Origin of the sequence: Streptomyces sp. H27-H1, from assembly GCF_026627445.1 — a bacterium.
GTDB lineage: Bacteria > Actinomycetota > Actinomycetes > Streptomycetales > Streptomycetaceae > Streptomyces.
The window spans coordinates 104549-129475 of sequence record NZ_JAPNLJ010000014.1 but is presented as its reverse complement, the minus strand read 5'-3'; the positions used below and the strand labels follow the sequence as shown (position 1 = coordinate 129475).

Below are 24927 nucleotides of genomic sequence, written 5' to 3'. Positions count from 1 at the left end.
GGACCACCGAGCAGGAAGGAGGGCGACGTCATGAAGGCACTCGTCTTCCAGGGACCGGGACAGACCGTGTGGCAGGAAGTCCCGGATCCGAGCATCAAGGACGCGGCCGACGCGATCATCCGTGTCGACGCCGTCACCATCTGCGGCACCGACCTGCACATCGTCAAGGGCGACGTGCCCGAAGTGACCCCCGGCCGCGTCCTCGGCCACGAAGCCGTCGGCACCGTCGTCGATGTCGGCGGCGACGTCCGTTCGGTACGCCCCGGGGACCGCGTGCTGATCTCCTGCATCTCCTCGTGCGGCCGGTGCCGCTTCTGCCGCGAGGCCCGCTACGGCCAGTGCCGCGGCGGAGGCGGCTGGGTGCTCGGGCACACCATCGACGGCACCCAGGCCGAGTACGTACGGGTGCCCTTCGCGGACCTGTCCGTGCACCTGCTGCCGAGCTCCGTGGACAGCTACGACGCGCTGCTCCTTGCGGACATCTTCCCGACCTCCTACGAGGTGGGAGTCATGAACGGCAATGTCCGTCCCGGCGACACCGTGGCCGTGGTCGGCGCCGGCCCGATCGGCCTCGCGGCGATCGCCACGGCCAAGCTCTACTCCCCGGCACGCATCATCGCCGTGGACCTCGCCGCCTCGCGATTGGCAGCCGCCCGGGCGTTGGGCGCCGAAGCGACGGCCAGGGCGGACGAGGAGCCGGAGCAGCTCGTCCAGGACCTGACCGAGGGACTCGGGGCCGACGTGGTCATCGAGGCAGTCGGCGTGCCCGAGACCTTCGAGATGTGTACCCGCATGGTCCGCCCGGGCGGCCGCGTCGCCAACATCGGTGTCCACGGCAAGCCCGCGATCCTGCACCTCGAGGACCTGTGGATCAAGGACGTCACCATCACCACGGGGCTCGTGGACACCTCCTCCACCCCCATGCTGCTGCGGATGATGGCGGCGGGCCGACTGCCTGCCTCGTCGCTGATCACCCACCGCTTCGAGCTCGGACAGATGGAGGAGGCCTACGAGGTATTCTCGCGCGCCAGCGACACGGGCGCCCTCAAGGTGGCGCTGGGCGGCCCGCGGCATGACGCGGTCACCGTCGCGGCCGAGCCGCAGACCGGAAAGGGCTGAGCGGCATGAACCAGACCGGAACGGGACCCGCCGTCACGACAGCGCGGCCCGGTCGCACCGACTTGGGGCGCCGTGTGGCAGCGCGTCGCCAAGACCTGGGGTTCACCAGGGAGGAACTCGGCCGGCGCTGCGGAGCGGACGCGACGTACATCGATTACGTCGAAGAGCACGCCGCGGCTCCCGCGCTCGCCTCCCTCGTACGTCTCGCCGATGCCTTGGGGACCACCGTCGCCGAGCTGACCGGCGTGAGAACCGAGTATCCGCCCGGCCGTGCCACCGCCGCGCTGGACGCCGAGCTCATCCCGCTGCCCGAGGAGGAGTGCCGACAGCTGCTGTCCACCCACGGCATCGGCAGGATCGCCGTGTTCACCCCGAACGGGCCGGCCATCGTCCCCGTCAACTACACCGTGGACGAGGAGACCGTTGCCTTCCGGACCTCCGATGACGCCGTGCTCGCCCGTGCCGCCGGTGCGGAGGCCGCCTTCGAGGTGGACCGCATCGACGAGGTGACCCGGCGGGGCTGGAGCGTGCTGGCGGTCGGTGAGCTGGCCGCGGTCACGAACACGCACGAGCTCCAACGCTTCGACGCACTGGCCCGCTCCGAACCCTGGGCGGGCGGTGAGCGCACACACTGGATGAAGGTCACCCCGACGCGCGTCACGGGCCGCCGCGTGGTGAACCGATGACGGGACCGGGCGCGGTCGTGTTCGACACCGACGGAGTGCTGCTCGACTCGGCTTCCCTGCACGCGACCGCCTGGAAGAGCGCCTTCGACAGTTGCCTTGACTCCTGGGCAGCGTCCGGGGAGGGCATTCGGCAACGGCCCTTCGACGCGGACGGCGAGTACCGGGAGCTGGTCGACGGAAAGCCCCGCTACGACGGCGCCTTCACCTGGCTCCGAGCCCGCGCGATCGACCTGCCGCCCGGTGATCCCGGTGACGCACCGGGCTGCGGCACGGTGTGGGCCGTCGCCGCGCGCAAGGAGCAGGCTTTCAGCCGGCTACTGGACGGCGGTGCCGTAGAGGCCTTCGTGGACACCGCTCCCGCACTGCGCGCGCTGCGGGCCCAGGGCGTACGGTGCGCCGCCGCGTCGGCATCGCGGCACGCCAGGCCGCTGCTCGAGGCCGCCGGACTGCTGAGCCTCTTCGACGCGGTCGTGGACGGCACCGACGCGGCCCGCCTGGGCCTGGCGGGCAAGCCCGACCCGGCGCTCTTCCTCGAAGCCGCGGCGCGGCTCGGAGTGGACCCGCAGGACGCCGCCGTTGTCGAGGACGCCCTGGCGGGAGTGGAGGCCGGCCGTCGAGGAGGCTTCCGTCTCGTCGTCGGCATCGAGCGTTCGGGCAACCCGGACGCGGCCAAGGCACTGGTGGCGCGAGGAGCCGACGCGGTGGCCGCGGACCTGCTCGAGGTGGCCGGGCAAGTCTGCGGGGCGAGGCCGTGACCACCACCTGGACCTGGCAGTACGACCGATACGACCCCGAGCGGGAGCGGCTCGTCGAAGCCCTGTGCACACTCGGCAACGGCCGGTTCGCCACCCGGGGCGCCGCCCCCGAGACCGATGCGGGTCCGGTCCACTATCCCGGCACGTACGCCGCCGGCTGCTACGACCGGCTCACCTCGGAGGTCTCGGGTCACCAGGTCGAGAACGAGGACATGGTCAACCTGCCCAACTGGATCCCCCTGCGCTACCGCTGCCTTCCCGAGGGTGATGAACCCGGGGAGTGGCTCACCCCGGACGATCCGGGCCTGCGCCACTACCGGGTCACGCTCGACCTGCGGACCGGGACGCTCACCCGGCGCATGCTCTTCCAGGACGGCCACCGACGCCGCCTCGGCGTCGCCCACACCCGGCTCGTGCACATGGGCGACCCCTACCTGGCAGCTCAGCGAACGGTGTTCCACGCGTATGGCTGGCGCGGTGCGATCGAGGTCGAGTCCCGCCTCGACGGGAACGTGGCCAACGCGGGGGTGGCACGCTACCGGGATCTCGACGGACACCACCTCACCGCACACCGGGCAGGTGTCGAGCGCGACGGCACTGCCTGGATCTCCTGCCGGACCAGCACGTCCGGTATCGGCGTGGCCCTCGCTGCCCGAACGCTGACACGGCCCCTCGCTCCCGCCACCATCAGCTGCACGGACACCGACACCACCCAGCGGTTCACCCTTCCCATCTCCCGGAGGCGCCCGGTCAAGGTCGTCAAGACCGCGGCGCTGTACACCTCGTACGACAGGCCGACGAGAGATCCGCTCCAGTGCGCGATCGCCCACGTGACTCGGCCCCCCGCGTTCGCCGTGCTCCTCGCCTCCCATCAGGCTGCCTGGCAACGCCTATGGGAGCAAGCCGAGTTGGAAGTGCCGGGCGAAGCGGGACGTATTCTGCGACTGCACCTGTTCCACGTCCTGCAGACCTTGTCACCGCACACCGCGGAACTGGATGCGGGAGTACCGGCGCGCGGCCTGCACGGAGAGGCGTACCGCGGTCACGTCTTCTGGGACGAGCTGTTCGTCCTGCCGTACATGTCCCTCCACTTCCCCGAGGTGGCACGCGCCCTGCTCATGTACCGCCACCGCCGGCTGCCCGCCGCGCGGGCCGCTGCCCGCGCGGCGGGCAGCCGCGGGGCGTTGTTCCCCTGGCAGAGCGCCGGTTCGGGTCATGAGGAGACCCAGTCGCTGCACCTCAACCCCCGGTCCGGCCGCTGGCTCGCCGACCATTCGCACCTTCAGCGCCACGTCGGATCCGCCATAGCCGTCAACGTCCTGCGCTATGGCCAGGCAACCGGCGACCGGGGTTTCACCCACGGACCCGGCGCGGAACTGCTCCTGGAGATCGCACGCTACTGGGCCGGAGCGGCCACCTACGACCCCGGTCTCCAGCGCTACCGCATCCGCGGGGTTCTGGGGCCCGACGAGTACCACGACGCCTACCCGGACGACGCCTCCTCGCCGGGGATCGACGACAACGCGTACACCAACGTGACCGCGGCCTGGGTCCTGGCCCGCGGACTCGACCTGCTCGAGGAGCTGCCGGAAGCTCGCCGCAGTGAGCTGTCGAGCCAACTCAGCCTCGACGCGACAGAGCTGGAGCGCTGGGACGACGTCTCCCGACGACTGCACGTGCCCTTCCACCAAGGAGTCATCAGCCAGTTCGAAGGCTACGGAAACCTGGCCGAGCTGGACTGGGACGCCTATCGGGCCCGCTACTCCGACATCCGCAGGCTCGACCGCATTCTGGAGGCCGAAGGGGACACGGTCAACCGCTACCAGGCATCGAAGCAGGCGGACACCCTCATGCTCGGGTACCTGTTCCGTCCGTCCGACCTCCGCACGCTGTTCGCCCGGCTCGGCCACCGACTCGATGACGACACCTGGAACGCGACGGTCGCCTACTACCTGCGGCGCACCAGCCACGGATCGACCCTCAGCAGTCTGGTGCACGGCTGGATCCTCGCCCGGGGGCAGGGGCCCGAAGCCTGGCGCTACTACGAGGAAGCCCTGCGCAGCGACGTGAACGACGTCCAGGGCGGCACCACCGCCGAGGGCATCCACCTCGGCGCCATGGCCGGCACCGTCGACCTGGTCGAGCGCGGCATCACCGGCCTGGAGGCGGGCCCGGACGCCCTCCGCATCGATCCGGTGCCCCTGCGTGAGGTGCCCGATCTCTCGTTCACGCTGTGTTATCGCGGTCATCGCGGGGTCCGTCTGCGACTCCTGGCCGATCGGCTCGGTGTCACCGTCCCGGCGTCCCCGCAGGGCCCGCTCAGGCTGATTCTGCCTGGGGAACGCCACGTGACCGCGGCTGCCGGTGAGGAGCGCTGGTTCCACTTGTAGGTCGGCCGGGAGCCGTACACCCGGTCGGCCGCCCCGGGGAGGAGCGGCAGGACCCCGGGACGAAGGGCCCGCGCCGGGACCTCATGGCCCGGTGCGCACCACACGGGCGTCGGCGACATCTCCCTCCGGCTTCCCGCTGGAGGGGGGTGTCGCTCTGGGTGGACGACGAGGGCGGGTATCGAGGGCTCCGCGGTCCGCGGCCGCATCGGTGTTCGCCGGGGTGGAGGCGGGAGCCTCGGCCGGTTTCGTCATCGCGCCGACTGCGGCAGGAGCGGTGCGCTTGCGTCTCCACCGGGTGGAGACGCAGAGTCTCATCGCTTGGCAGCGGGAATGGGAGCGCGTCGAACCCCGCTGGTCAGGTCGGCTCCGTCATGGGTCGGGAGCCGATGACGACTGACTGACCCCACGGACAGCCGGATTCCCCGACTTGCCCCCACAGCGATAGCCCAGGAGAGGCGCTGCGTAGCGGTGGCGCGATGCCTACCGGACTTCGAGAACGTCGACCGCCGGACGGCGGGGCGTCTCGGGGCCCTGAGGGCCGTAGCCGAGCCGCAGGACCATGTGGACGTGGCCCATCGCGGCGACCGGGTCGCGGACGGCCCAGCGCAGTTCGGGCCACTCGAGGGGCTGTGATGTCATCGAGACGACGAGCCCGTCGGACGTGGCCTGGAGCAGCACGCGTTGCAGTGCCTGGCCGGCCCTCAGCCAGTCCGTCGGGGTGTCTTCCTGCGTACCCAGCAGCGCGATGCGGGGGTGCTCTTCGAACACGGCCGACTCACGCCCCGGAACGGGGCGCCAGCTGCCGAAGTCGCGTACCGGAGCGCGCGATCCCGTCTGGCTGGGGCCGAACGCGTACGCGGGGATGCCCGCGTCGCGCGGTCCGTCGGACGCCGTGTCGGAGTGCGTCCAGCGCGCGGTCTCCTCCCGTGCCGCAGGATCCACGGCCTCGCGGTGTTCGGAGTCGTGCACGAGGTCCAGTACGGCCTCGGTGTGCCAGGTGTCGGGCAGGACCAGCCGGGCTCCTTCGAGGAGGGCCGCCGCGCAGAGTCCGTCCTGCACAGCGGACGGGATCTCCTCGCCGGTGAAGGGGAAGCGGCTGGTGTGGCGGCGCCGGACAGCGGAGTGCAGGGCTGCGAGGTCGCGGTCCGCGGTCCGGGGCTCCCGCAGTACCACCTCCGCCAGGTACAACGGCCGTTCCTTCTCGGGCAGGAGCGTGACCGCCGTCGCCCGGCCGGCTGCCGCCGCGGCCACCCGGAGATTGAACAGGGCCGCGGCGCACCCCAGATGGAGGGCTCGAAGGTCCGGGTCGGTGTGGGGCATGGCACGTTCGGGGTCGCCGTGCAGCTCGATCGTGAGGTCGTCGGGCCGTAGGACGAAGCGCCACGGCTGGGCGTTGTGCATGGACGGGGCGGTGACGGCGTCCTCCACGAGGGCGAGGACGGTGCTGCGGTCGATGCAGGCTGGGAACACGGTGTGATCCTGTCTGTGCGGGCGCGTCAGTCGTGCGCCACGACGGCTACCGGCACCGCGCAGTGGTGTACGACCGCGTGTGCGACCGATCCGAAGTGGGTGCCGAAGGCAGATGTGCGGATACGGCGGCCGATGAGGACGAGCGCAGAGTCGTGGGCCGCCTCCAGCCCGGGGTGCAGAGCGTGGAGCGCGCCCGCGGTCTCCTCCAGCAGGCGTCCGCCCACCGCCGGGTGATCTCGCAGGTCGAAGCCGTGTGCGGAGGGTGCTCCAGCCACTCCTCCACGTGGACGATCTCCAGCGGTACTCCTCGCAGGGAGGACTTCGCCGGCAGCCCACTGTGCGGCGGCGGTGCTCTCGGCGGAGCCGTCCAAGCCCACCGCGACATGGTCCGTCATACTGCTCATCTCCCTCGGGTGAGTCGGGTGCCACTTCCAAGCGTCCACCTCCCGGGCCCGCGGCGCAGGCGGTGACGCGGAGTAGCCGTCAGTCGTGAGCGAGTACGGCGACGGGGGCAGCCGTGTGGTGCAGCACGGCGTGCGTCACGGGGGCCCAAGTGCGCGCCCAACGGGGAGCGCCGTAGGCGCCTGCCGACGACGACGAGATCCGCGTTCGCCGTGGTGCGAACGAACTGCCGGAACAGGATGTCCATGCCGGCCACGTCCCGCGTGGTGTCCGGGTAGGTCTCGGTGTACGTGCCCTCCAGCCAGGAGTTGGCGAGGACAGCGGGTCCGCCGTGGCCGGGACCACAGACGCACAGCGCGTCGAGGTCCGAGACGGGGTACGCGGTCAGGCCCGCTCCTGCGTGCGACGGTCTGGGACGTTCGTCGACTGAGCCGATACCGCCACTCTGCGCCCCTGCGGCCGTCGCCGGGAGGGGAGGACCGGCCCTCGGGGAGGGACTGTCGGCCCCTGTGTTCCAAGGCGCCCAGTAGCGAAGGTGAGTTCAGCGGCGCCGGTCCCCCCGGCCGGTGCGGCTCCGCTGCAGACCGACCCCGATGCTCCGGCATCAGTACGGAGGACAGACTAGTGAAGCGCACCCTGGTAGTCGGAGTGGACGGATCGCATCAGAGCCGGGCCGCGGCGGACTGGGCGGCACGGGAGGCCCTACGGCGTGACCTGCCTCTGCACGTGGTCCACGCCTGGCTGTGGCAGCCGTTCGCAGCCCCGATCGTCCAGGACCGTGAGACCGAGGCCCACCGCGCCGATGACGTCCTGAAGGAGGCCGAGGGCGAGCTCACCCACCGGTACCCGGAGCTGGCCCTCACCGCGGAAGTGCTCTCCGAAGCGCCCGTGCCGGCCCTGCTGCGCGCCGCCAAGGACGCGGAGTTGCTGGTGATCGGCACTCGCGGGCACGGAGCCGTGGTCGGCTTCCTGCTGGGCTCCTACGGCCGGCAGGTGATCGCCGCCGCAGAGTGCCCCGTCGTCTCCGTACGCTCCGCGCACGGCAGGCCGGTGGCCGTGCCGGAGGAGGGGGAGGTCGTCGTCGGGCAGCAGGGCGGTGTGGAGGAGTCCGCCGAGGTACTGCGCGTCGCCTTCGAGGCTGCCGAGGCGAGGAGGGTACCCCTCCGCGCGGTCCGCGCCTGGAGCCTGCCCCCGGTCTACGGGTACAGCCCCGGGTCGATGTGGATCGCCGACCAGTTCGGTGGCCTGGAGCCGTACGAGAAGGCCGCGCTGCAGCAGGCGCTGGAGCCGTGGCGGCTGAAGTACCCGCAGGTCGAAGTCGTCACGCACGTGGAACAGGGCAGTGGCGGCCACGTGCTGCTGACCGCGGCGTCGGACGCGCAGCTGCTCGTCGTCGGCCGCCGGGTCCGCGAAGCGGCGGTGGGGGCGCACATCGGGTCCGTGGCCCATGCAGCCCTGCACCACGCGGTCTGTCCTGTCGCCGTGGTCCCGCACGCCTGACCCGGCCCGGGTCAGGAGGGAGGCCGGGCACGCGACACGGCGTGCTCGGCCACCGCATGCCCGGTCGCCGACTATTCGGCGGACGGGACGGGGTGCTGGCTCGGCGGGATCAGCGTGTGGCTGGCGATCACCGCTGCCTGGACGCGACGCTCGACCCCCAGCTTGGTGAACAGACGCGAGATGATGTTCTTGACGGTCTTCTCGGCGAGGTACAGCCGCTTGCCGATCTCCCGGTTGGTGAGCCCCTCGCTGACCATGACGAGGATCTCCTTCTCCCGGTCGGTGAAGCCGGGGAGACCGGGGACCTGATCTTCCTTGGGGACGTCGCCGCGCATGCGGGCCATCAGCCGGGTCGTGGCCCCGGGATCGAGCATGGACTGGCCGGCCGCGACCGTGCGGACGGCGGTGACCAGGTCGGTGCCGGTGATCTGCTTCAGCACGTAACCGGAGGCGCCCGCCATCACCGCGTCCAGCAGGGCCTCCTCGTCGTCGAACGAGGTGAGCATCAGGCAGGCCAGCTCGGGCATCCGCGAGCGCAGCTCGCGGCACACGCTCACGCCGTCGCCGTCCTGGAGCCGTACGTCGAGGATCGCCACCTGGGGGCGCAGCGCGGGGATGCGGATCAGAGCCTGTTCCGCCGTGCCCGCCTCACCGATCACGTTCAGGTCGGGCTCCGCGTCCAGCAGATCGTGCACCCCGCGGCGTACGACTTCGTGGTCGTCGAGAAGGAAGACCGTGATCGGCGTCTTGGCGGGGGAGGGGGCACCGCTGTCGGTCATGACGCAACTCCTTGGCCTGGGATCGTCCGGTGCGCCCGAACTCCAGCATCCTGCCTGCCGAAGGGGCCGAACGGACAGGGCCGATAGGCCCTCATCCACCTGTTTCCCCGCGGGGGGTAAGCGCCACGGGGAAGGGACCTTCGGTCCTTCGCGGGGGGCACATGGACCTTCCCGGGACCGGTCTGTATCCGGTGAGCTGGTGCCGCACGGGGAAAGGCGCGGCTCGACCGCAGGGCCGCACGCAGCATGGAGGATCCATGACGACCACCTTGATCGACCTGAAGGCCGCGGTGAGGAACGACGGCGACGTGCGTGTCACCTTGGCCGGAGAACTCGACTTCCACACGGCGAGGCAGGTGGAGCCCCGCCTCACCGATCTCGCCGCATCCGGTCACCGCAGTCTCGTCCTGGACCTGTCCGGGATCTCTTTCTGCGACAGCTCGGGAATCGACCTCTTCATGCGTGTGCACTACCGCTGCCGCTTGGCGGGAACCCGGCTCCGGCTGTGTGGCGTGCCGCCTCTGGTCGCCAAGTCGATGCGGGTGCTCGGCGCCGACCGTGTGCTGCGGCTCGCACTGGCCTGATCAGGGCGGTAACCGAAACCGGTCCCCGGGTCGGGACCATTCGACCCTGGTTCTCGTAGTGATCGAGAGGGAGGCTGGTGGCCCGGAGGCCGCAAGGACCGATCGATACCGGATGAAGGTGCGCAGCATGGACGAGGACGGCGGCATACGGCGCACCGAGGGTCAGGATGGCGATATGACGGCCACACGGCGCATGCGGGAGCTCGACAAGGCAGAGGCGCTCGGACTGGTGGCGACGGTGTCCCTGGGACGCATCGTCTTCACGCAGCACGCTCTGCCGGCAGTCCGCCCGGTCAACCACCTCGTCGAGGGCGAGGACATCATCGTGCGGATCCACGACGACGGGGCGCTCGCCTCCCTCGTGGCTCCGGCCGATGTCCCCGGCGTGGTGGTCGCTTACGAAGCGGACGCCATCGATCCCGTCACCCACCTAGGCTGGAGCGTCGTCGTCACCGGCTACGCGTGCCCGGTGACCGATGCCGACGAGGTGGCCCGGTTCGCTTCCCTGCTGCGTCCCTGGGTGGGACACCCTGCGACCGGGGCCCTGCGGATCCGCCCCGACCTCGTCACCGGATTCCGGCTGGAGGCGGAGCGGACGTTGCAGGAGCCGGCCGGCCTGGGGTGATCGCGTCGGGGCCGTCAGCTCCCTGTGGGGAGCGGCGCCCGCCAGACGAGCCGGCTGCCCCCCTCGGCGGGGGTGTCCACTGTGAAGGATCCGCCCAGGCTCCGCGCCCGGTCGTCGAGGTTGCGCAGACCGCTCCTGCGACCTTGGGCCGGGATGCCCCTGCCGTTGTCGGAGACCGTCAGCACGATCTCTCCCGGTCCGGCCTTGAGGGCCACGGCGACCCTGGTCGCCCCCGCATGGCGCGCCGCGTTGCTCAGGAGCTCGCCCAGCGCCGCCATGGCGTGGTCGGCGACCTCGGACGGAACGTCCGTGTCGAGCAGGCCCTCCATGCTCAGGCGGGGCGGATGGCCGAGGTTGGTGGCCGCTTCGCCGACGGCCCGGGCCGCGCGGGCCCGCAGACCCGGTCCGCTCTCGCGGTCCTTGGTGCGCAGACCGAAGATCGTCGATCGGATGATCTTGATGGTTTCGTCCAAGTCTTCGACCGCACGGCTGACGCGTTCGGCGGCCCCTTCGTGCTCGACGAGCCGTGCGGCGCTCTGGAGGGTCATTCCGGTGGCGAAGAGCCGCTGGATGGCCAGGTCGTGCAGGTCCCGTGCGATCCGGTCGCGCTCCTCCAGAAGCGCTATCTGCTCCGCGTCCCGGCGCCGCTCCGCCAGCTCCAAGGCGATCGCCGCCTGACCGGCGAAGGCGACGAGCGGCTCGAGCTCGTTCTCGCCGAAGGCGGGCTCGCCGGCCGGGCGGGCGAGCAGCAGTACGCCCCTGCTCTCCCCGCCGGCGGTGCCCAGCGGGACCGCGACGGCGGGACCCAACCCGCCCTGGGTCTGGGAATCGGCCGGGTAGCGGTCGTCGTCCGAGGCGTGGACGACCGTGACGGGTTGCCCGGTCCGGTGCGCGGTCCCCGAGAGGGTTCCCGCGAAGGGGACGACGAGTCCCTGCCTGGCCTTGCTGTCCGCACCGGCCGCGAACTCCACGAACAACCCCTCGGCGCCGGGAACCGGCATGGAGATGTCCGCGATCCGGGCCCCCGTGATCTCCTGGGCCCGCAGGGCGATGAGCTCCAGCACCGCCGAACGGGAACTGCCCGACAGCAGGCTCTCGGTGATCTCCGCGTTGGCCTTCAGCCATCGCTGCTGACGCTGCGACCCCTCGTAGAGCCGGGCGTTGTCGATCGCCACGCCCGCCGCCACCGAGAGGGTGGAGATCACCGTCTCGTCCTCGGTGTCGAAATCGAACCCGCCCCGCTTGTCGGTCAGATAGAGATTCCCGAACACCTCGTCCCGCACCCGGATCGGTACGCCGAGGAACGTGCGCATGGGCGGGTGGTGAGGCGGAAACCCGTACGATGAGGAGTGGGCGCCGAGATCGGTGAGGCGCAAGGGTTCCGGGTGGTGGATGACCTCCCCGAGCAGGCCGTGACCGGCCGGCAGGGGACCGATTTCGGCGATGGCCTCCTCGTCGAGCCCCACGGTCAGGAACTGCGACAGGGTGCGGCCGTCGGGGCCGATGACGCCGAGCGCCCCGTAGTCGGCGTCGACGAGCAGGGCCGCGGCCTCCACGATCCGCCGCAGCACCTGGGCCAGATCCAGCTCCCGGCCCACCGAGACGACGGCCTCCAGCAGGCTGTGCACCCGGTCCCGGGTGCCGCGCACGGCGTCGATGCGTACTTGGAGCTCGTCGAGCAGCTCGTCCAGCCGCATCCGAGGCACTTGCGTCAACGGATCCCCCACACCCACGTGATTCCCCTTCGCTGCCCGCCCCGTGCGGAGCCAGCGTATCGGCACGGCCGGGACCGATGGGGCATCCACTGCGGTCACTGCGGACGGGGGAGCGGACGCTCGTGAGAGCTGACGGTGAGATCCGTGCCGGCGCCTCGACACACCCGTGTGAAGCGCGACGCATCCTTGCGCGGGGGCGCGCGCCATGACCGACTTGATCGCAGCACTGGACGGTGAGAGGGACGGTGGCGGTGGGTTCGCGGGCACGAAGGCAATCCTCATTCGGTGCGGGCGGAGCCCACTTCTGCCTCGTGGCAGGCGTTCGCGGGGTCGGGTGAACTTGTCGGCACGGACTCGGTTGGGTCTGGTTCGAGGGCGGCCAGGGCCGGTCCGGGCGACACGGACCTTCTCCAGGACGGGCTGGAAGTACGGGCTGTCATGCCGATGACCGGCTGCGACCAGCAGGGACATGGGCTTTTGTCCCTGCTCGGTGGCGAGGTGGATTTTCGTGGTCAGACCGCCGCGGGAGCGTCCGAGGCCGTGGTCATCGGGCTCGGTGACCAGGCCGCCCGGAGGCTCCTTCTGGAGGTCCCCTTTTTACGGGCGCCTGCCGCGTGTTGATGCGCCCGGCAGGCGGTGGAGTCGACACTGAGGTCCCAGGTGATCAGGCCTTTCGCGTCGGCATCGGTCTGGAGCCGCTCGAAGATCCGCTGCCACGTGCCGTCACGCTGCCAGCGCCGGAACAGGTCGTAGACCCGGTCCCACGGCCCGTAGCGTTCGGGCACGTCACGCCACGGGGCGCCCGCGCGGGTCCGCCACCGTATGCCGTCTATCAACTGCCGCCGCGTCCACACCTGCGGACGGCCCGGCTTGATGCCCGGCGGCAGCAACGGCTCAAGCCGGGCCCACTGTTCGTTCGTCAGATCTCCACGTCCCACGAGACACGATCATGAACGAACAAGATCCACTTTCGCAACAGGCCCTAACGCTCGCTCTCGCCCGCCGTCTCGATGCGTTGGTCGATTTCGACGGCCTCTTGAGTGGTCACCCCACCGCGGGAGACGACACGAGCAACGAGGCGGTCCTGGTCCGGGCGAGAGCACTGGCGGTAGCCCTCCCGGGAAGGCTGGCGGAGGTCTCCTATGGCACCGGAGGTGGGGGCCGGTGGCTTCGATATGCCGGAGACGTGGAGTTTCCGAAAGCCTGGCTGCACCATCCCAACTTCCACTTGGTCAAGTAGCGCTTCAGCGTCGATCTTCTTGGCGAGTGGGTCGCCATGGTGAGGGGGAGTTGCCGCAGAGTGGCGGACGGGGCTGGGGACCGGTGGCTAAGGGCTGTCCCGTGACTGCTGGCTACGGGTGAGATGATCTTGACGTGGCTGGTGTGATCACGGCGTCGGAACCGTCCTGGACAGCCCCGTTCACCGGACTGAGCCCGCGCAACTTCGGGAGATTGATGACCGCGCTGCGCCGCGAGGGGGTAGATCCCGTGCGGCGGGGCCGGCCGTGGGGATTGCCGCTGGAGGACCTGGTGCTATTGGTCGTCGCTTACTGGCGAACGAACCTGACGATGGGCCAACTCGCCCTGTTGTTCGGCATCTCGAAGTCGGCGGCCGACCGTATCATCGACCAGCTCGGCCCACTCATCGCATTCCAGCCTCGGCGCCGGTTCGCCAAGGGCGCCGTGCTGATCGTCGACGGCACCCTGGTACCCATTCCGCAGGACAGCATCGCCGAACAGTCAAAGAACTACCGCTACTCCACCAACCACCAGGTCGTCATTGACGCGGATACCCGCCTGGTCGTTGTGGTCGGTGAGCCTTTGCCAGGCAATCGCAACGACTGCAGGGCATGGGAGGAGTCTGGCGCGAAGGCTGCCGTGGGCAAGGCCCTCACGATGGCCGATGGCCGATGGCGGGTATCCGGGCACCGGCCTCCTCATGCCCCACCGCCGCACCCCGGGCATGGAGTTGCCGGGCTGGAAACACGAGCACAATCGCTCGCACAAACAGGTCCGGGCCCGCGTCGAGCACGTCTTCGCCCACATGAAGACCTGGCAGATCCTCCGCGACTGTCGCCTCAAGGGCGACGGCGTCCGCCACGCCATGCTCGGCATCGCCCGACTTCACAACCTCGCTCTCACGGGATAGCTCCCGCCGCATACGAGACCAGAGAGGCCCAAGGGAGACGGCTCCCTATCTCGCAGACTCGGAGGATCCTCAGTCGAGACAGAACTCGTTGCCCTCAATGTCCTGCATCACAATGCAGGACTCGTTCTCGCCATCGGCACGCATCGTTCGCACATGTACCGCGCCAAGCGCGACCAGCCGTGCGCATTCGGCTTCAAGCGTGGCCAGGCGCTCCTCACCCACGAGCCCGATACCGGCCCGCACGTCAAGATGCAGCCGGTTCTTGACGACCTTCCCTTCGGGAACGCGCTGGAAGAGCAGGCGCGGGCCCACACCCGAGGGATCACTGCACGCGAAGTAGATCACCTGATCCTCAGACGGCAGTGAGCGATGGTAGTCCTCCCAAGTGGCGAACCCCGTCGGGATCGGAGGTACGACGTACCCCAGCACCTCGCACCAGAAGCTGGCGAGACGCGCAGGTTCCGCGCAGTCGAAGGTCATCTGCAACTGCTTGATCGTTGACATCGGCGCACGATAGCAAGGGCCCTGCTCATCCCCCCGGGCGGGTGGGTCCGCACGTTGTCGGGAGGACGGCCCTTGCCATCCGCTGCTGTGTCGTGCGGGCGCAGGGCTGAACCGTGGTCGGTGCCTCCCAAAGGGTGGGACCCAGGATCCAAGCCCGGGCAACCACTCTCGTGCCAAAGATCAGTTACGGGACAACCCTTAGTTGCTGGTGATCCACCGCAGGTTTTCAAGAAGGACGACCAGGTGGTTGAGCTGCGTGGATTGAGCATTTTAGTTGGCGAGTGCCGCCAACCGTCGCGGTCAGTCACAGATGAGACTTGGCGCGAGAAGTTGTCGTATTGGCGCGGCAGTGGTCGTGTCTTGGGTACGCATGGCATCGCCCGCGGTGGGACCGGGGTGGGCTGCCGCGCATGCTAGTTTGTGAGCGATCGTTCAACTACGAGGAGGGTCGATGGGCCGTAAACAGGTCTGGGATCAGGGCGAGGTGCTGGCCTCCGCGATGCAACTGTTCCGTCGTCGGGGATACCTGGGCGCCTCGCTGCGCGACCTCGAGGAAGCGACCGGGATGCACCCAGGCAGCCTTTACCGGGCGTTTCGGAGCAAGGAGGGCCTGTTCAGCGCCGCGCTGGACGCGTACAACGAGCAGGTGGTCGAGGGCAGAGTCCGCGTCCATCTTCGGGACGCGGAGAACCCGGTGGCCGGCATCCGCTCGTTCTTCACCTCGGCGTTCGACACCGACCCCGGCCCTGAGCCCGATCCGGGGTGCCTCCTCACCAACACCGCGGTGGAGTCATTCACCGTTCCGCAGGCCACCGCAGGCGTGCGCCGGGGGCTGGAGACGATCGAGTCCGGATTCGCCGACGCACTGACGCGCGCCCGCGCCCAGCAGCAGCTGCCCGCAGAGCTCGATGTCGAGACGTCGGCTGCCCAGCTCCTGGCCCTCTACCAAGGTCTGCTGGTGCTCGTCCGATCCGGGACGGCCGCCGCCAAACTGCACACCATCACCGCCGGAGCCCTGGCATCGATCGGCGCCAGACAAGCCAAGACAGTCAAGCAAACCAAGAAAGAGGACACCAATGAGTGACCAACGACAGCTCTGGGACAACTACGCGGCATGCTGGTCGGCCGACCCCGAGATACGACTCGCCGCGCTCGGCGCGGTCGTGGTTGACGACGTCAGCTACCGGGACCCGCAGACCGAGGTCAGCAGTCTGGCCGAACTGGACGCCTACATGAACGGCTTCGCTGCGGCGTTTCCCGGACACCGTTTCCGTATCGAGGACGTCTTCGACCACCACGGCCGGTCACTGGCCCGCTGGACCCAGCTCGGCCCGGACGGCGGGGCCTTCATGACGGGCGTGAGCAGCGCAGTGCACCGAGACGGCCTCCTCGCTGACGTGACCGGGTTCTTCCTCTCCGCCTGAGCGGTTCCGGCAGGCTCGCCCAGCACGCAGCCGACCCACGGGTACCGCTCGGCGACGTCAACATGCCTGGCTACCTCGGACGTCGGACGCTGCGCCAGGCGTTTGAACTGAGCTGAGCGCGCTTGTTGGCTGGCCACACCCGCCAAACCAGTGCCCCTCGTCAGGTCTAGCGCGGCCGGATGCGTTTCCCGGGGCAGGGCGCGGCGGGGTGTAGTGCGGTGTCTGCCTGTCGCGGTAGCCAGTCCGCGGCGGGGGTGACGGCACTGGTGGCGGCGTGGACCGCTACCCCATCCAGTTCTGGCCGGCCGATGTGTAGGAAGTGGTACTGCCGCCGGAAGATCCGATCCGAAGACTGGCGGGGCGGTATGGACAGGCTGGTATGGACGGGCCGGGGCAGGGCACCAGCGGAAGATGGCTCTCCTTCGAAAACTCGCCCGCCCCTTGTTCGCCGCCCCCCTCATCACCGGCGGACTGCACACCCTGCGCCGCCCCGAGGCGGTGGCGGAGCTTGCGCAGCCCGTAGCCCGTGCCGTCGGGGAGTGGGTGCCCTCCCTGAAACTGGCCGCAGACCCCCTGAAGCTGATGCGCGTCAACAGTGCGGTGCAGGTCGGCGCGGGCCTCTTGTTTGCGACCGGCCGAGCCCCGAGGCTGGCCGCGCTCACGTTGGCCACCACGCTGGTGCCCAACGCCTTCGCCAGCCACGCCTTCTGGAAGGTGGAGGATCATGAGGAGCGAGGACGCCAGCGCGCCCTCTTCCTCACCGACCTCTCCGTCCTGGGCGGGCTGCTCCTCGCGACTGCGGATACCCACGGAAAGCCCTCGCTCGCCTACCGCTCCCGGCACGCCCTCGACCACAGGCGTCCGGTGCAAGCGGTCCGCCGCTCCGGGAAAGCCGTCATCGGGGGCAACACCGGCATCTCTGGCCACTTCTAGAGCGTTTCTCTGTGATGGGTTGGTCAGTTGATCGGATGCGCCTGTCCGGTCAGTGATGATGTTCCGTCAGGCGAGGGGTCGCTGCCGGGGGATACCAGCCCGTCTGAGGGCACATTGCTCGCAAGGAATCGGGCAGTCGCTGTGTGATGACGGGGGGCGGTCAGGGCACACGACACAGCGACGGACACCGATGAACCAGTACTCTCACGATCCCTGCTTGGTCGTGCGCGTCTTGGACGGGCAGGCGGGATGCGTCCATGCCGTGCGGGATCAGGCGCGTGCTGAAGGTGGCGGTCACCGACGCGAGCACTGAGGTCCCCGGCGCCCGCGCCCCCGACACGGTCGGTGGGACGGGAGGCTTCGGCTGGCACCTCATCAACAGCCTGGCCGACCAAGTCCAGATCCGTATCGACCAGCCCGGCGGCAAAACCATCACCGCGGTCCTTGCTCCACACTGAGCCACCGCCCCCGCCCCCGCCCCCGCCCGTGACGTTGACCGCATCGAGGGCGGCAGCGCCGGCACAGGTCGCCTCGGCTCCTCCGCATGTTCCCTGCCGCCGCCCCCACGCCGACGTGCTGGCGTGACCACTGCGATGCGCGCTGTCTGCGCATGACTTTGGACGATGTCGCGGGCCTCATGGATGCGCCTGTGGACCGGCTGCCGATGCCCTGACCATCCATGTCCCGGGGTGACGGCGCCGCTGTGCTCCGGGGCGGTCTCGCGCGGCCGGTCTGCCCGTTGAGACCTGCGGGGACGAGCCCTGCCCTCCCAGGGCCACTCCGGAGGTCCCGAGGTCCTGACGCGACACGTCTGCCGCTGGTGTCCATCCACCACTGGGCTGAGCGCGAGTGACTGCCGCACACTGCCGGTGCGGCATCAGGCGTCAGGGCCGCACCCTCCCCGCCCAGGCGCACCGCCGACCGCTGCGCCAGTGGCGCGAGTCCATCCCGGGTAGCTCGAGCATGCCGTTACCTGCGGAGGCCCAGCCCTTGACCTGCCCTACGCCGCATCGGGCCGGGGGCTCGCGCCGGCCGTCGCCCGGGTACCAGAACTTCCGCTTCGGGCGCTCGAATAGGCTTGGTGCTATGGGTATGTTCACCGCGGTCGAGCGGACTGTTGAGGAGGCGCGGGATCAGCTGGGGCGGGGTTTGTGGGAGCCTCACGAGTCCGATCTGGCATTGGTACGGCAAACCGCTCGAGCTCTGGCCGCAGTCGTGGGGCCCCGGGACGTGCAGGGAGTAATGCGGCGGATCGACCGGCTTGAGGGGCTGCGTGAAGCCCTCGCCGCTCTCGCCTTGACGATTGCGCGTACGCACGGACATCTGGCCTGGTTTCTCGCTCAGTGCAGCAGTGAACTCGCCCCGATCCTGCACTGGCGCGCTCTGGACGCCCCTGACATCCATGCCTTCGGCACGCACCTGCCTACCGGCGATGAACTCGCCGACGCCGAGAACGCGGTGCGGCTCCTCGCGGCGATGCTCGCCCGCACCGGCGACGGGCCCGCCGGAACCTCTTAAACCCGTGACCGGTCTCCAGGGGGGCGGCCGGGCACGCGGGCGCGGCGTCCGCCTGCTGACTTGCTCAGGGCAAGAGCAGCGTGGTTAACGGGAGAGCGCGGTCGCTGAGCCTTGAGAACACCTGGACGCTTGTTTCGGGTCCATGGCTGTTCCCTGTACGGCGAGAAGCCCGGGCGCTGCCGAGGTCCGAGGTAGGCCGACTCATCGGATGGCATATCCGTCCCACAGAGGACCGCCGGCCACATTCAGTACCTCTGCCACTACTGCGGCGAAGTGTTCGGTATCCCCGGTGGCCGCCTGCGCTGCAGCTTCGGACAAGGAGCGGTGCACTGCGGGGGCGGCTGCGGCCAGTCGCCGTGACAGCCATTTGCCTCTGCCGAGCCAGTGGCAGCCGACCAGGAGGACCAGCTCCGAGGCACGCTGCAGCATGTGCGCGACCAAGTACACCCGCTCGGCGGCGTCCGCGCAGCCACGCAAGTCGTCGAGCAAGTCGGTCAGAACATAGCGCTGATGGTCGCGCTCACGGTCCGAGAGTGGCGGCGGGCCCGCGGCCCAGCGCTTGCGCGCTTCGTCCTGGAGTGAGGCGCCCAGCCCATCGGTGTCTACCAGAAGCATGCCGTCAGCACACATGGCGAGCAGCGGTGAATTCCGCTTCGCAGTCTCCTGGTCGGCGAAGCTGTGCCAGACGGCTGCCGTTTGCAGGAACAGCTCCACCGGCCAGCCGCGATACACCAGGTTCTCCCGGCTGGGGGCGGGCGGCCCGTCCAGGAGGACCACGATGTCCAGGTCGGATGTGGGCGTCCGGCGGTCAGTGAGCACACTGCCGGTGAGGAAGGCCGCCCGGGCGGCGGGAAATCGGCCCCGCACCAGTTCGCGGGCGGTGAGCACGGGGTCATCCATGATCGCAGCGTACGTTCCGACGGCGCCCCCGTAGAGGGGCGGGCATTCCTCCTTCTCATCGACTTTCATGCCCTCTGCAGTTGCCGCGCGATACCGGCAATCAGCGGACTGCCGGACCGGGCGCGTGGTCGCCCGCCTCCCCCCTCGGCCTTCTTCGTCCGCCAGGGCGCGAGGTTGTTGTCGGTGAGCATGCCGACGGAGTCCGCGCCTGCCAGGGCCGCGGACTATCAGCCGCATGGCGATCGGGCTGAGGTTGGGGTACGGCCATCCAGCCACCCAGGCCGCTACCTCCGGCAGCCCCGCGTCCTTCAGGCCCGTCTCGGATGGTGGCGCTGCCAGCGGTGGCTGGTGCAGTGCATCACCCGCAGGAATATCGCGACTTGGGCCGCACGTTCGGGAGCGATGCCCCGGTGCAAGACCTCACCCGGTATGCAGGCCGTCCTCGGTGTTCTTACCGCAAAGAGCGCTCCGCATTGGGCAACCGAGCACGTCCGATGGACTCCACTGTCACCCGGCGCCCCTCGTGCACGGGGTGGCGAGCGGGTCTTCGCCAGTAGGTGGCGGCGACCCGCTGGTGCGGACGGCGGGCCGCGTCAGGATCTTCGTTGTCCGGACGCGGTTTGGTGCTGGGGTTTGGGTGGTCAGGGTTTGACGACGGCGGCCCATCCGACGGTGCAGGCGAGTGCGGGGGTGGTGCAGGAGGTTTCGTAGAGGTCGCCGGTTGTGGTGAGTACCTTGACGTAGACGCGTCCGCCGGCGAGTTTCACGGCGATGCCGCAGGCGTTGCGCGGGTATCCGGGGGTGAGGGGGCGTGTCAGGTCGCGCCAGATGGGTGCTCCGGTGAGTGAGGGGCGGTAGCCGACGAACGCCCTGCCGCGGGTGATGGCGGCGCTGTATTCGCTTCCGGGGGCGATGCCGGCCACGACGGCGACATCGACACAGGGTCCGGGCGGTCCGGCGGGGCCGCGGTCTCCCTTGGGGCCCTTGGGTCCCGGGGTTCCGCGCTGATTGAAGCAGCCTGCGGGGAGTCGTTTGAGGCTCTTCGCCGACCTGGCCTTGCTGGTTCCACTCTTGGGCAGGGCCCGGGAGTCGGAGCAGTCGGCGGCCTGGACGGCGCTCGTGCTCGAGGCCGGGGCCGCGTGCGCCGGGGCTGCGATCACGGCGAGGGTGAAGGCCAAGGGCACGGAGAGAGCAGCCGTGAGTCGCGCCCGCCGAACCGTCGTGAGGACCGGGTTCATTGTCACCACCTTCGAATCGGTTGACCGAACGCAGGCAGCATGACCTCCGCCGCGAAGGACCAGTGCACGACAGGTGGATTATCTGACCAACACCAGCTCATCGGCTCAACCGCTACGCCGGGCCAGGTCCGTCAGGTTTCGGAACACCGCGTCGCGCTGGCGCCGCCCGTACACCGCGTCAGGGGGCTCCCGCACTCCATGGCCGCCGCAGCCCCCGCCTCGCGGGCCTGATCCATTGCGACCGTGAACGTGGTGTCGCGCTTGCGCCGCCGGTAGGTCACCGCCGACGCCGGCCCGACCGGTTCGCGATCCCGGCCGCGACCGGTTCGCACGCGGTGGCGAAACCCGGACCATCCGAGCGCCATCCCACCGCCCGCGCAGTCCCCTCGAACAGGATGAGGTCCGCCATCGTCGGCGACAGCTCGAGCACGAGGAGCCGCAGGTAGTCGGCGCGATCGCATACTCCCTTGGCCCGACGGCGTAGGGGTCGTGCCGGGTCGTGCCCGCAGAAGCCGGCGCACCCGGGAGCCTGATGCGAGAGGGCCTTGTGGCCGTACCCGGCGCGCCACCCCGGGCCCGGACCGGGAGGCTGATGAGGCCAGGCCCGAAGCGGTGAAGGAGGCCATCCCGAGTGGTCCTGACCCCGCCCCTACGGGCATGAATGGCGCAGCCGATGCCCCGTATGTGAGGAGCTGACCGTCGATGCTGGAACGCACCCGGCGTAAGAACCGGACCGAGATCACGTTTGTCCTGCCCGCCGGCCACCCGGTGGGTGAGGTCAGTGTGGTCGGTGACTTCAACGACTGGCGGCCGGGTACCCACCCGATGGCCGGACGGCCTGACGGGTCCCGCGCGGTCACGGTCACCTTCCCGGCGGGCCAGCGCCATGGGTTCCGCTACCTCGCGGACGGTGGCCACTGGCTCGACGAGGACGCGGCTGACGGCCACGACGGCCACAACAGTCTCCTGCACACCTGACAGGCCGTCCCCACCCACGAAAGAGAGTCCCCCAACATGACCGACATGTGGAACTACAACACCGAGTCGCACTACACGCCCGGCACCAGTCTGGTCGGGTACAAGGTCGAAGCCAGCGACGGGCACATCGGCAAGGTCGACGAGGCCACCGAAGAAGTCGGCTCCTCCTACATCGTTGTCGACACCGGCCCGTGGATCTTCGGCAAGGAGGTCCTGCTGCCTGCCGGCACTGTCGTCCGCATCGACGTGAAGGAAGAGAAGATCCACGTCAGCCTCACCAAGGACCAGATCAAGGACTCGCCCGAGTACGACAAGGACAAGCACCGCGGGGACGCCGCCTACCGCGACCAGCTCGGCCAGTATTACGGGCACAGTCACATCTGATCCCAGTCCACGGGGCTGCGGTTCCCCACCGTGCACGGGAGCCGCAGCCCGGCAATTCGCCTCCCCTCTGCCCGCCGGCGGCCAGGGGGCCGCGCCGCTGCCGCACAGAGCGATCGCCGCGCGGGCAGGGCGACCTGTCCCCGGGAAGGGGCGGGCTTACACACGGCCTCGTAGCAGCGCGATATCAATGCGGGCCATCGCGTGCCCGGATCCGGGCAGGCATGCATCAAGCCCGCTTGCGCGACTCCGCTGCATCCCACCGCACCGACGGAGCGGCCCGGGCCCGGTGGTGGGTGGTGGCACTGTTCAGCGTTGTCTGGAAGGCCTCGCCCGTGTCCTCGTCGACTTCTCCGCCGGCGTTGACTGGGACCGTGCTGCCGCAGTGCTGCACGTCGACAGTGATCAATGCGTGCTCCTTACACCGCCCGGGCTGGCGGTTGGCGGTCCTCCATCCTGGCGTGCTCCTTCGCGTGCCCGGTGTGAGGCTTGCTGAACTGCAGGGGCGGGCCATGCCCTGGGGGTGGTTGTGGGGTGAATACCGTTAGTGGGAGGGGGCAGGGGGCACTCATAGGCCCGTGGTCGGCCCGGTGTGAGCGGGCGCGGCCCGAATCCGTGCAGACGAAGACGAGGACGAAGGAGTACGGCAGATGACGAAGGCCCGCGACATCATGACGGCGGACGCGACGTGTATCGGTGCGAATGAGACGGTGCTGGAAGCCGCGAAGAAGATGGCCCAGCTGAAGGTCGGCTCGCTGCCGATCTGTGGCCTGGACGAGAAGCTCAAGGGCATGCTCACCGACCGGGACATCGTCGTGAAGGTTCTCGCGGCGGGCAAGGACCCCGGCCAGGTGAAGGCGGGCGACCTGGCTCAGGGTGAGGCCGTCACCATCGGCGCTGACGACGACGCCGCGGAGATCCTGCGCACGATGGGCGAGCACCAGGTCCGCCGGCTGCCCGTCATCGATGGACACACCCTCGTCGGCATCGTCGCCCTGGCCGACGTCGCCCGCGCCCTGCCGGACACCAAGGTCGGCGACCTGCTCGAGGCGATCTCGCAGAACTGACGCGCCCCCACAGGGCATGGTGGGGGCGCCAGACGCTCGCCCCAAAGGGGCCGGCCCTCTGGCCTTTCGCCTTGGCTTCTCAGCGGCGCACCTTAGCGAGTGCAACAGGTGTGGCGCCATCGCCGGTCTGGGTGAACGTGCTGACAGGCTCTCAATGAGGGTGCAACGGCCCAGCCGGTGTTCAGCGCCGACGAGGTCGAGGGCAAGCCTGTCGTGCTCGATGGTCTCTTCGCCTAGCGCATCCAGTCCAAGCACCCGACCACCGGACTGCGGTCGCGATGCTTCCCGGCGGCCCGCGTACTGGCCGAGAGCCCATCGGCACCTGGCACCTGGCAAACCTGGCACCAGGCACCCGGGCCCGGGACGACTGCTTGCCTGCGTCGGCGCTGACCCCGTCTCGACTCCTTGTTCCAATACGGTGCGCCGGTACATGCTGGAGCACGGTTGGGGAGCGAGTGATGGGTGCGGTGCCGGGGCCTGCGGGTACGGGTGAGTTGAAGCGGCACCTGGGTGTGTTCGACGCCGTGGTGATTGGCCTGGGGTCGATGATCGGGGCGGGGATCTTCGCGGCCCTGGCCCCGGCGGCCGGTGCGGCCGGGTCGGGGCTGCTGCTCGGCCTGGCACTGGCAGCGGTGGTGGCGTACTGCAACGCGATGTCCTCGGCGCGCCTGGCCGCCCGCTACCCCGCTTCCGGAGGTACCTACGTCTACGGGCGGGAGCGGCTGGGCAAGTTCTGGGGCTACCTCGCCGGCTGGTCCTCACCGTAGTGGCCGCCTCCGTGACCGCCGCCGACGCGGACGCAACCCGGCTCGGCATCGGTGACGACGCGACCTTCGGCGGGGTGCTCCAAGCGGCGGGCCTGCTCTTCTTCGCCTTCGCCGGCTACGCCCGCATCGCCACGCTCGGCGAGGAAGTCCGTGACCCCGCCCGCACCATCCCCAGGGCCATCCCGCTCGCTCTGGGCATCGCACTGGTCGTCTACGCGGCCGTCGCCGTCGCCGTCGCCGTCGCCGTCCTGCTCGTGCTGGGCCCGCAGGGACTCCCGGACGCCACCGCTCCGCTGTCGGCCGCCGCACGCGCCGCAGGCGCGGACTGGCTGGCACCGGTCGTACGGGTGGGCGCCGCAGTTGCCGCGCTCGGCTCGCTCCTCGCCCTGATTCTCGGCGTCTCGCGCACGACCCTGGCCCTGGCCTGCGACCGGCACCTCCCGCACGCCCTGGCCGCCGTCCACCCGAAGTTCCAAGTGCCGCACCGCGCCGAACTCGTGGTCGGCGCCGTACTCGCCGCGACCACCGATGTACGCGGGGCAATCGGCTTCTCCTCCCTCGGCGTGCTCGCCTACTACGCCATCGCCAACGCCTCCGCCTGGACCCTCGCCCCGGACGAGGGCCGACCGGCACGGATCATCCCCGTCGTCGGGCTCGTCGGCTGCCTCGTCCTCGCCTTCGCCCTCCCGGCGACTTCGGTGATCGCCGGCGCGGCCGTTCTGGCGGCCGGAGCCGCTGCCTACGCGGTACGTCGCGCGGTGATCGCAGGCAAGGCCTGACCGGCTCACCGGCCGCCGCGCTGGTGGTCCTGTACGCCACCGACGCTCTCAGTTGACACCGAGTTCCGAGCACCCGGACTCGAGCCACAGGGCGCAGCAGGTCGCCGGGCCGCCAGCCGAGGTCTTCGCAGAGGGCGGCGACGGCGAGGGTGGTGAATTGGACGGCATTGGCGCGGCCGTTCTTCGGCACGGCCAAGTTGGCGGGTGTGATGCCGATGCGCCTTCCGCTTGGTGACGTCGATGGGGATCGGCATCGGATGTCCT

25 protein-coding genes and 5 pseudogenes are annotated in these 24927 nt (G+C 69.9%); 18 read left to right on the top strand and 12 right to left on the bottom strand.

Features of this window, described 5'->3' with window-relative positions:
- Nucleotides 1–30 precede the first annotated feature (30 nt).
- The 4 genes from OTB20_RS17665 to OTB20_RS17650 are packed head-to-tail and all read left to right on the top strand — an operon-like array spanning nt 31 to nt 4950.
- Nucleotides 31–1119: an alcohol dehydrogenase catalytic domain-containing protein gene (locus tag OTB20_RS17665; RefSeq protein WP_267818595.1), complete on the top strand. Its 1089-nt coding sequence runs from the start codon at nt 31–33 to the stop codon at nt 1117–1119.
- A gap of 5 nt (nt 1120–1124) precedes the next feature.
- On the top strand, nt 1125–1805 hold the full coding sequence (locus OTB20_RS17660; RefSeq protein ID WP_267818593.1) for a helix-turn-helix domain-containing protein: 681 nt from the start codon (nt 1125–1127) through the stop codon (nt 1803–1805).
- On the top strand, nt 1802–2560 hold the full coding sequence (locus tag OTB20_RS17655) for an HAD family hydrolase (protein WP_267818591.1): 759 nt from the start codon (nt 1802–1804) through the stop codon (nt 2558–2560). The genes OTB20_RS17660 and OTB20_RS17655 overlap by 4 nt, the downstream gene beginning before the upstream one ends.
- Complete coding sequence (locus tag OTB20_RS17650) at nt 2557–4950, top strand: glycoside hydrolase family 65 protein (protein ID WP_267818589.1); 2394 nt, start codon at nt 2557–2559, stop codon at nt 4948–4950. Before OTB20_RS17655 ends, OTB20_RS17650 begins: the two co-directional genes overlap by 4 nt.
- A gap of 480 nt (nt 4951–5430) precedes the next feature.
- On the opposite strand, the gene OTB20_RS17645 is transcribed toward OTB20_RS17650, so the two are convergent.
- The 4 genes and pseudogenes from OTB20_RS17645 to OTB20_RS17630 form a co-directional block, all read right to left on the bottom strand.
- Nucleotides 5431–6420, bottom strand: coding sequence for an Acg family FMN-binding oxidoreductase (locus tag OTB20_RS17645; protein WP_267818588.1), 990 nt, complete (start codon nt 6418–6420; stop codon nt 5431–5433).
- Nucleotides 6421–6446: 26 nt separating this feature from the next.
- Nucleotides 6447–6695 carry a universal stress protein gene (locus OTB20_RS17640; RefSeq protein ID WP_267818587.1) on the bottom strand — a complete coding sequence of 83 codons (249 nt, stop codon included), beginning with the start codon at nt 6693–6695 and terminating at the stop codon, nt 6447–6449.
- Nucleotides 6696–6903: 208 nt separating this feature from the next.
- Nucleotides 6904–7027 (bottom strand): annotated as a pseudogene (locus OTB20_RS17635) (universal stress protein); the annotation flags it as partial.
- Nucleotides 7028–7045: 18 nt separating this feature from the next.
- Nucleotides 7046–7189, bottom strand: a pseudogene (locus tag OTB20_RS17630) (hypothetical protein); the annotation flags it as partial.
- A 257-nt stretch (nt 7190–7446) separates the two neighbouring features.
- Here OTB20_RS17630 and OTB20_RS17625 point away from each other — a divergent pair.
- Nucleotides 7447–8322, top strand: coding sequence for a universal stress protein (locus OTB20_RS17625; RefSeq protein WP_267818586.1), 876 nt, complete (start codon nt 7447–7449; stop codon nt 8320–8322).
- Between the two features lie 71 nt (nt 8323–8393).
- Here the strand turns inward: OTB20_RS17625 and OTB20_RS17620 are convergent, their stop codons facing one another.
- Nucleotides 8394–9101 (bottom strand): response regulator, encoded by a 708-nt coding sequence (locus OTB20_RS17620; RefSeq protein WP_267818585.1) that lies wholly within the window; start codon nt 9099–9101, stop codon nt 8394–8396.
- A 257-nt stretch (nt 9102–9358) separates the two neighbouring features.
- Between OTB20_RS17620 and OTB20_RS17615 the strand changes: the two genes are divergently transcribed.
- A complete protein-coding gene (locus tag OTB20_RS17615) occupies nt 9359–9685 on the top strand; it encodes an STAS domain-containing protein (protein WP_267818584.1) in 327 nt (108 codons plus the stop codon).
- A gap of 127 nt (nt 9686–9812) precedes the next feature.
- A complete protein-coding gene (locus tag OTB20_RS17610) occupies nt 9813–10310 on the top strand; it encodes a pyridoxamine 5'-phosphate oxidase family protein (protein ID WP_267818583.1) in 498 nt (165 codons plus the stop codon).
- Nucleotides 10311–10324: 14 nt separating this feature from the next.
- On the opposite strand, the gene OTB20_RS17605 is transcribed toward OTB20_RS17610, so the two are convergent.
- Complete coding sequence (locus tag OTB20_RS17605; protein ID WP_267818692.1) at nt 10325–12007, bottom strand: GAF domain-containing sensor histidine kinase; 1683 nt, start codon at nt 12005–12007, stop codon at nt 10325–10327.
- Between the two features lie 530 nt (nt 12008–12537).
- Entirely contained in the window at nt 12538–12963 is a 426-nt protein-coding gene (locus OTB20_RS17600; protein ID WP_267818581.1) for an IS5 family transposase, read from the bottom strand.
- Between the two features lie 11 nt (nt 12964–12974).
- Here OTB20_RS17600 and OTB20_RS42795 point away from each other — a divergent pair, with 11 nt between their 5' ends.
- Together OTB20_RS42795 and OTB20_RS17595 are read left to right on the top strand one after the other, a co-directional pair.
- The gene (locus OTB20_RS42795; RefSeq protein ID WP_420716431.1) at nt 12975–13265 is read left to right on the top strand and encodes a DUF6368 family protein; all 291 of its coding nucleotides are present in this window, start codon (nt 12975–12977) and stop codon (nt 13263–13265) included.
- 134 nt (nt 13266–13399) lie between these two features.
- Nucleotides 13400–14174 (top strand): annotated as a pseudogene (locus tag OTB20_RS17595) (transposase).
- A 69-nt stretch (nt 14175–14243) separates the two neighbouring features.
- On the opposite strand, the gene OTB20_RS17590 reads toward OTB20_RS17595, so the two are convergent.
- A complete protein-coding gene (locus OTB20_RS17590) occupies nt 14244–14678 on the bottom strand; it encodes a VOC family protein (protein WP_267818579.1) in 435 nt (144 codons plus the stop codon).
- Between the two features lie 451 nt (nt 14679–15129).
- Here OTB20_RS17590 and OTB20_RS17585 point away from each other — a divergent pair, with 451 nt between their 5' ends.
- From OTB20_RS17585 to OTB20_RS17565, 5 genes are all read left to right on the top strand, one after another.
- The gene (locus OTB20_RS17585; RefSeq protein WP_267818576.1) at nt 15130–15762 is read left to right on the top strand and encodes a TetR/AcrR family transcriptional regulator; all 633 of its coding nucleotides are present in this window, start codon (nt 15130–15132) and stop codon (nt 15760–15762) included.
- Nucleotides 15755–16102 (top strand): nuclear transport factor 2 family protein, encoded by a 348-nt coding sequence (locus OTB20_RS17580; RefSeq protein WP_267818575.1) that lies wholly within the window; start codon nt 15755–15757, stop codon nt 16100–16102. The genes OTB20_RS17585 and OTB20_RS17580 overlap by 8 nt, the downstream gene beginning before the upstream one ends.
- A gap of 411 nt (nt 16103–16513) precedes the next feature.
- Nucleotides 16514–17035, top strand: a complete 522-nt coding sequence (locus OTB20_RS17575; RefSeq protein ID WP_267818573.1) for a DoxX family membrane protein — start codon at nt 16514–16516, stop codon at nt 17033–17035.
- A gap of 278 nt (nt 17036–17313) precedes the next feature.
- Nucleotides 17314–17493: an ATP-binding protein gene (locus tag OTB20_RS17570; RefSeq protein WP_267818571.1), complete on the top strand. Its 180-nt coding sequence runs from the start codon at nt 17314–17316 to the stop codon at nt 17491–17493.
- Between the two features lie 628 nt (nt 17494–18121).
- Entirely contained in the window at nt 18122–18553 is a 432-nt protein-coding gene (locus tag OTB20_RS17565) for a hypothetical protein (RefSeq protein ID WP_267818569.1), read from the top strand.
- A gap of 201 nt (nt 18554–18754) precedes the next feature.
- On the opposite strand, the gene OTB20_RS17560 is transcribed toward OTB20_RS17565, so the two are convergent.
- Both OTB20_RS17560 and OTB20_RS17555 read right to left on the bottom strand, forming a co-directional pair.
- Complete coding sequence (locus OTB20_RS17560) at nt 18755–19453, bottom strand: nucleotidyltransferase domain-containing protein (RefSeq protein WP_267818567.1); 699 nt, start codon at nt 19451–19453, stop codon at nt 18755–18757.
- A 641-nt stretch (nt 19454–20094) separates the two neighbouring features.
- Nucleotides 20095–20691 carry a hypothetical protein gene (locus tag OTB20_RS17555; RefSeq protein WP_267818565.1) on the bottom strand — a complete coding sequence of 199 codons (597 nt, stop codon included), beginning with the start codon at nt 20689–20691 and terminating at the stop codon, nt 20095–20097.
- A gap of 702 nt (nt 20692–21393) precedes the next feature.
- On the opposite strand from OTB20_RS17555, the gene OTB20_RS17550 reads away from it, so the two are divergent.
- Nucleotides 21394–21669, top strand: a complete 276-nt coding sequence (locus OTB20_RS17550; RefSeq protein WP_267818564.1) for an isoamylase early set domain-containing protein — start codon at nt 21394–21396, stop codon at nt 21667–21669.
- 36 nt (nt 21670–21705) lie between these two features.
- Nucleotides 21706–22053: a PRC-barrel domain-containing protein gene (locus OTB20_RS17545; RefSeq protein WP_267818562.1), complete on the top strand. Its 348-nt coding sequence runs from the start codon at nt 21706–21708 to the stop codon at nt 22051–22053.
- A gap of 226 nt (nt 22054–22279) precedes the next feature.
- Here the strand turns inward: OTB20_RS17545 and OTB20_RS17540 are convergent, their stop codons facing one another.
- Entirely contained in the window at nt 22280–22459 is a 180-nt protein-coding gene (locus tag OTB20_RS17540) for a hypothetical protein (RefSeq protein ID WP_267818561.1), read from the bottom strand.
- A gap of 241 nt (nt 22460–22700) precedes the next feature.
- Between OTB20_RS17540 and OTB20_RS17535 the strand changes: the two genes are divergently transcribed.
- Together OTB20_RS17535 and OTB20_RS17530 are read left to right on the top strand one after the other, a co-directional pair.
- Nucleotides 22701–23117: a CBS domain-containing protein gene (locus tag OTB20_RS17535; protein WP_267818560.1), complete on the top strand. Its 417-nt coding sequence runs from the start codon at nt 22701–22703 to the stop codon at nt 23115–23117.
- Nucleotides 23118–23575: 458 nt separating this feature from the next.
- Nucleotides 23576–24663, top strand: a pseudogene (locus OTB20_RS17530) (APC family permease).
- Between the two features lie 91 nt (nt 24664–24754).
- Here the strand turns inward: OTB20_RS17530 and OTB20_RS17525 are convergent.
- A pseudogene (locus OTB20_RS17525) lies at nt 24755–24883 on the bottom strand (helix-turn-helix domain-containing protein); the annotation flags it as partial.
- Nucleotides 24884–24927: the final 44 nt, after the last annotated feature.

Bases quoted from the DNA above. Each gene is read 5' to 3' on its own strand.
- OTB20_RS17665 (WP_267818595.1), top strand. From the start codon at position 31: ATGAAGGCACTCGTCTTCCAGGGACCGGGACAGACCGTGTGGCAGGAA.
- OTB20_RS17660 (WP_267818593.1), top strand. From the start codon at position 1,125: ATGAACCAGACCGGAACGGGACCCGCCGTCACGACAGCGCGGCCCGGT.
- OTB20_RS17655 (WP_267818591.1), top strand. From the start codon at position 1,802: ATGACGGGACCGGGCGCGGTCGTGTTCGACACCGACGGAGTGCTGCTC.
- OTB20_RS17620 (WP_267818585.1), bottom strand. From the start codon at position 9,101: ATGACCGACAGCGGTGCCCCCTCCCCCGCCAAGACGCCGATCACGGTC.
- OTB20_RS17615 (WP_267818584.1), top strand. From the start codon at position 9,359: ATGACGACCACCTTGATCGACCTGAAGGCCGCGGTGAGGAACGACGGC.
- OTB20_RS17610 (WP_267818583.1), top strand. From the start codon at position 9,813: ATGGACGAGGACGGCGGCATACGGCGCACCGAGGGTCAGGATGGCGAT.
- OTB20_RS17605 (WP_267818692.1), bottom strand. From the start codon at position 12,007: ATGCGGCTGGACGAGCTGCTCGACGAGCTCCAAGTACGCATCGACGCC.
- OTB20_RS42795 (WP_420716431.1), top strand. From the start codon at position 12,975: ATGAACGAACAAGATCCACTTTCGCAACAGGCCCTAACGCTCGCTCTC.
- OTB20_RS17590 (WP_267818579.1), bottom strand. From the start codon at position 14,678: ATGTCAACGATCAAGCAGTTGCAGATGACCTTCGACTGCGCGGAACCT.
- OTB20_RS17585 (WP_267818576.1), top strand. From the start codon at position 15,130: ATGGGCCGTAAACAGGTCTGGGATCAGGGCGAGGTGCTGGCCTCCGCG.
- OTB20_RS17580 (WP_267818575.1), top strand. From the start codon at position 15,755: ATGAGTGACCAACGACAGCTCTGGGACAACTACGCGGCATGCTGGTCG.
- OTB20_RS17575 (WP_267818573.1), top strand. From the start codon at position 16,514: ATGGCTCTCCTTCGAAAACTCGCCCGCCCCTTGTTCGCCGCCCCCCTC.
- OTB20_RS17565 (WP_267818569.1), top strand. From the start codon at position 18,122: ATGGGTATGTTCACCGCGGTCGAGCGGACTGTTGAGGAGGCGCGGGAT.
- OTB20_RS17560 (WP_267818567.1), bottom strand. From the start codon at position 19,453: ATGGATGACCCCGTGCTCACCGCCCGCGAACTGGTGCGGGGCCGATTT.
- OTB20_RS17555 (WP_267818565.1), bottom strand. From the start codon at position 20,691: ATGAACCCGGTCCTCACGACGGTTCGGCGGGCGCGACTCACGGCTGCT.
- OTB20_RS17550 (WP_267818564.1), top strand. From the start codon at position 21,394: ATGCTGGAACGCACCCGGCGTAAGAACCGGACCGAGATCACGTTTGTC.
- OTB20_RS17545 (WP_267818562.1), top strand. From the start codon at position 21,706: ATGACCGACATGTGGAACTACAACACCGAGTCGCACTACACGCCCGGC.
- OTB20_RS17535 (WP_267818560.1), top strand. From the start codon at position 22,701: ATGACGAAGGCCCGCGACATCATGACGGCGGACGCGACGTGTATCGGT.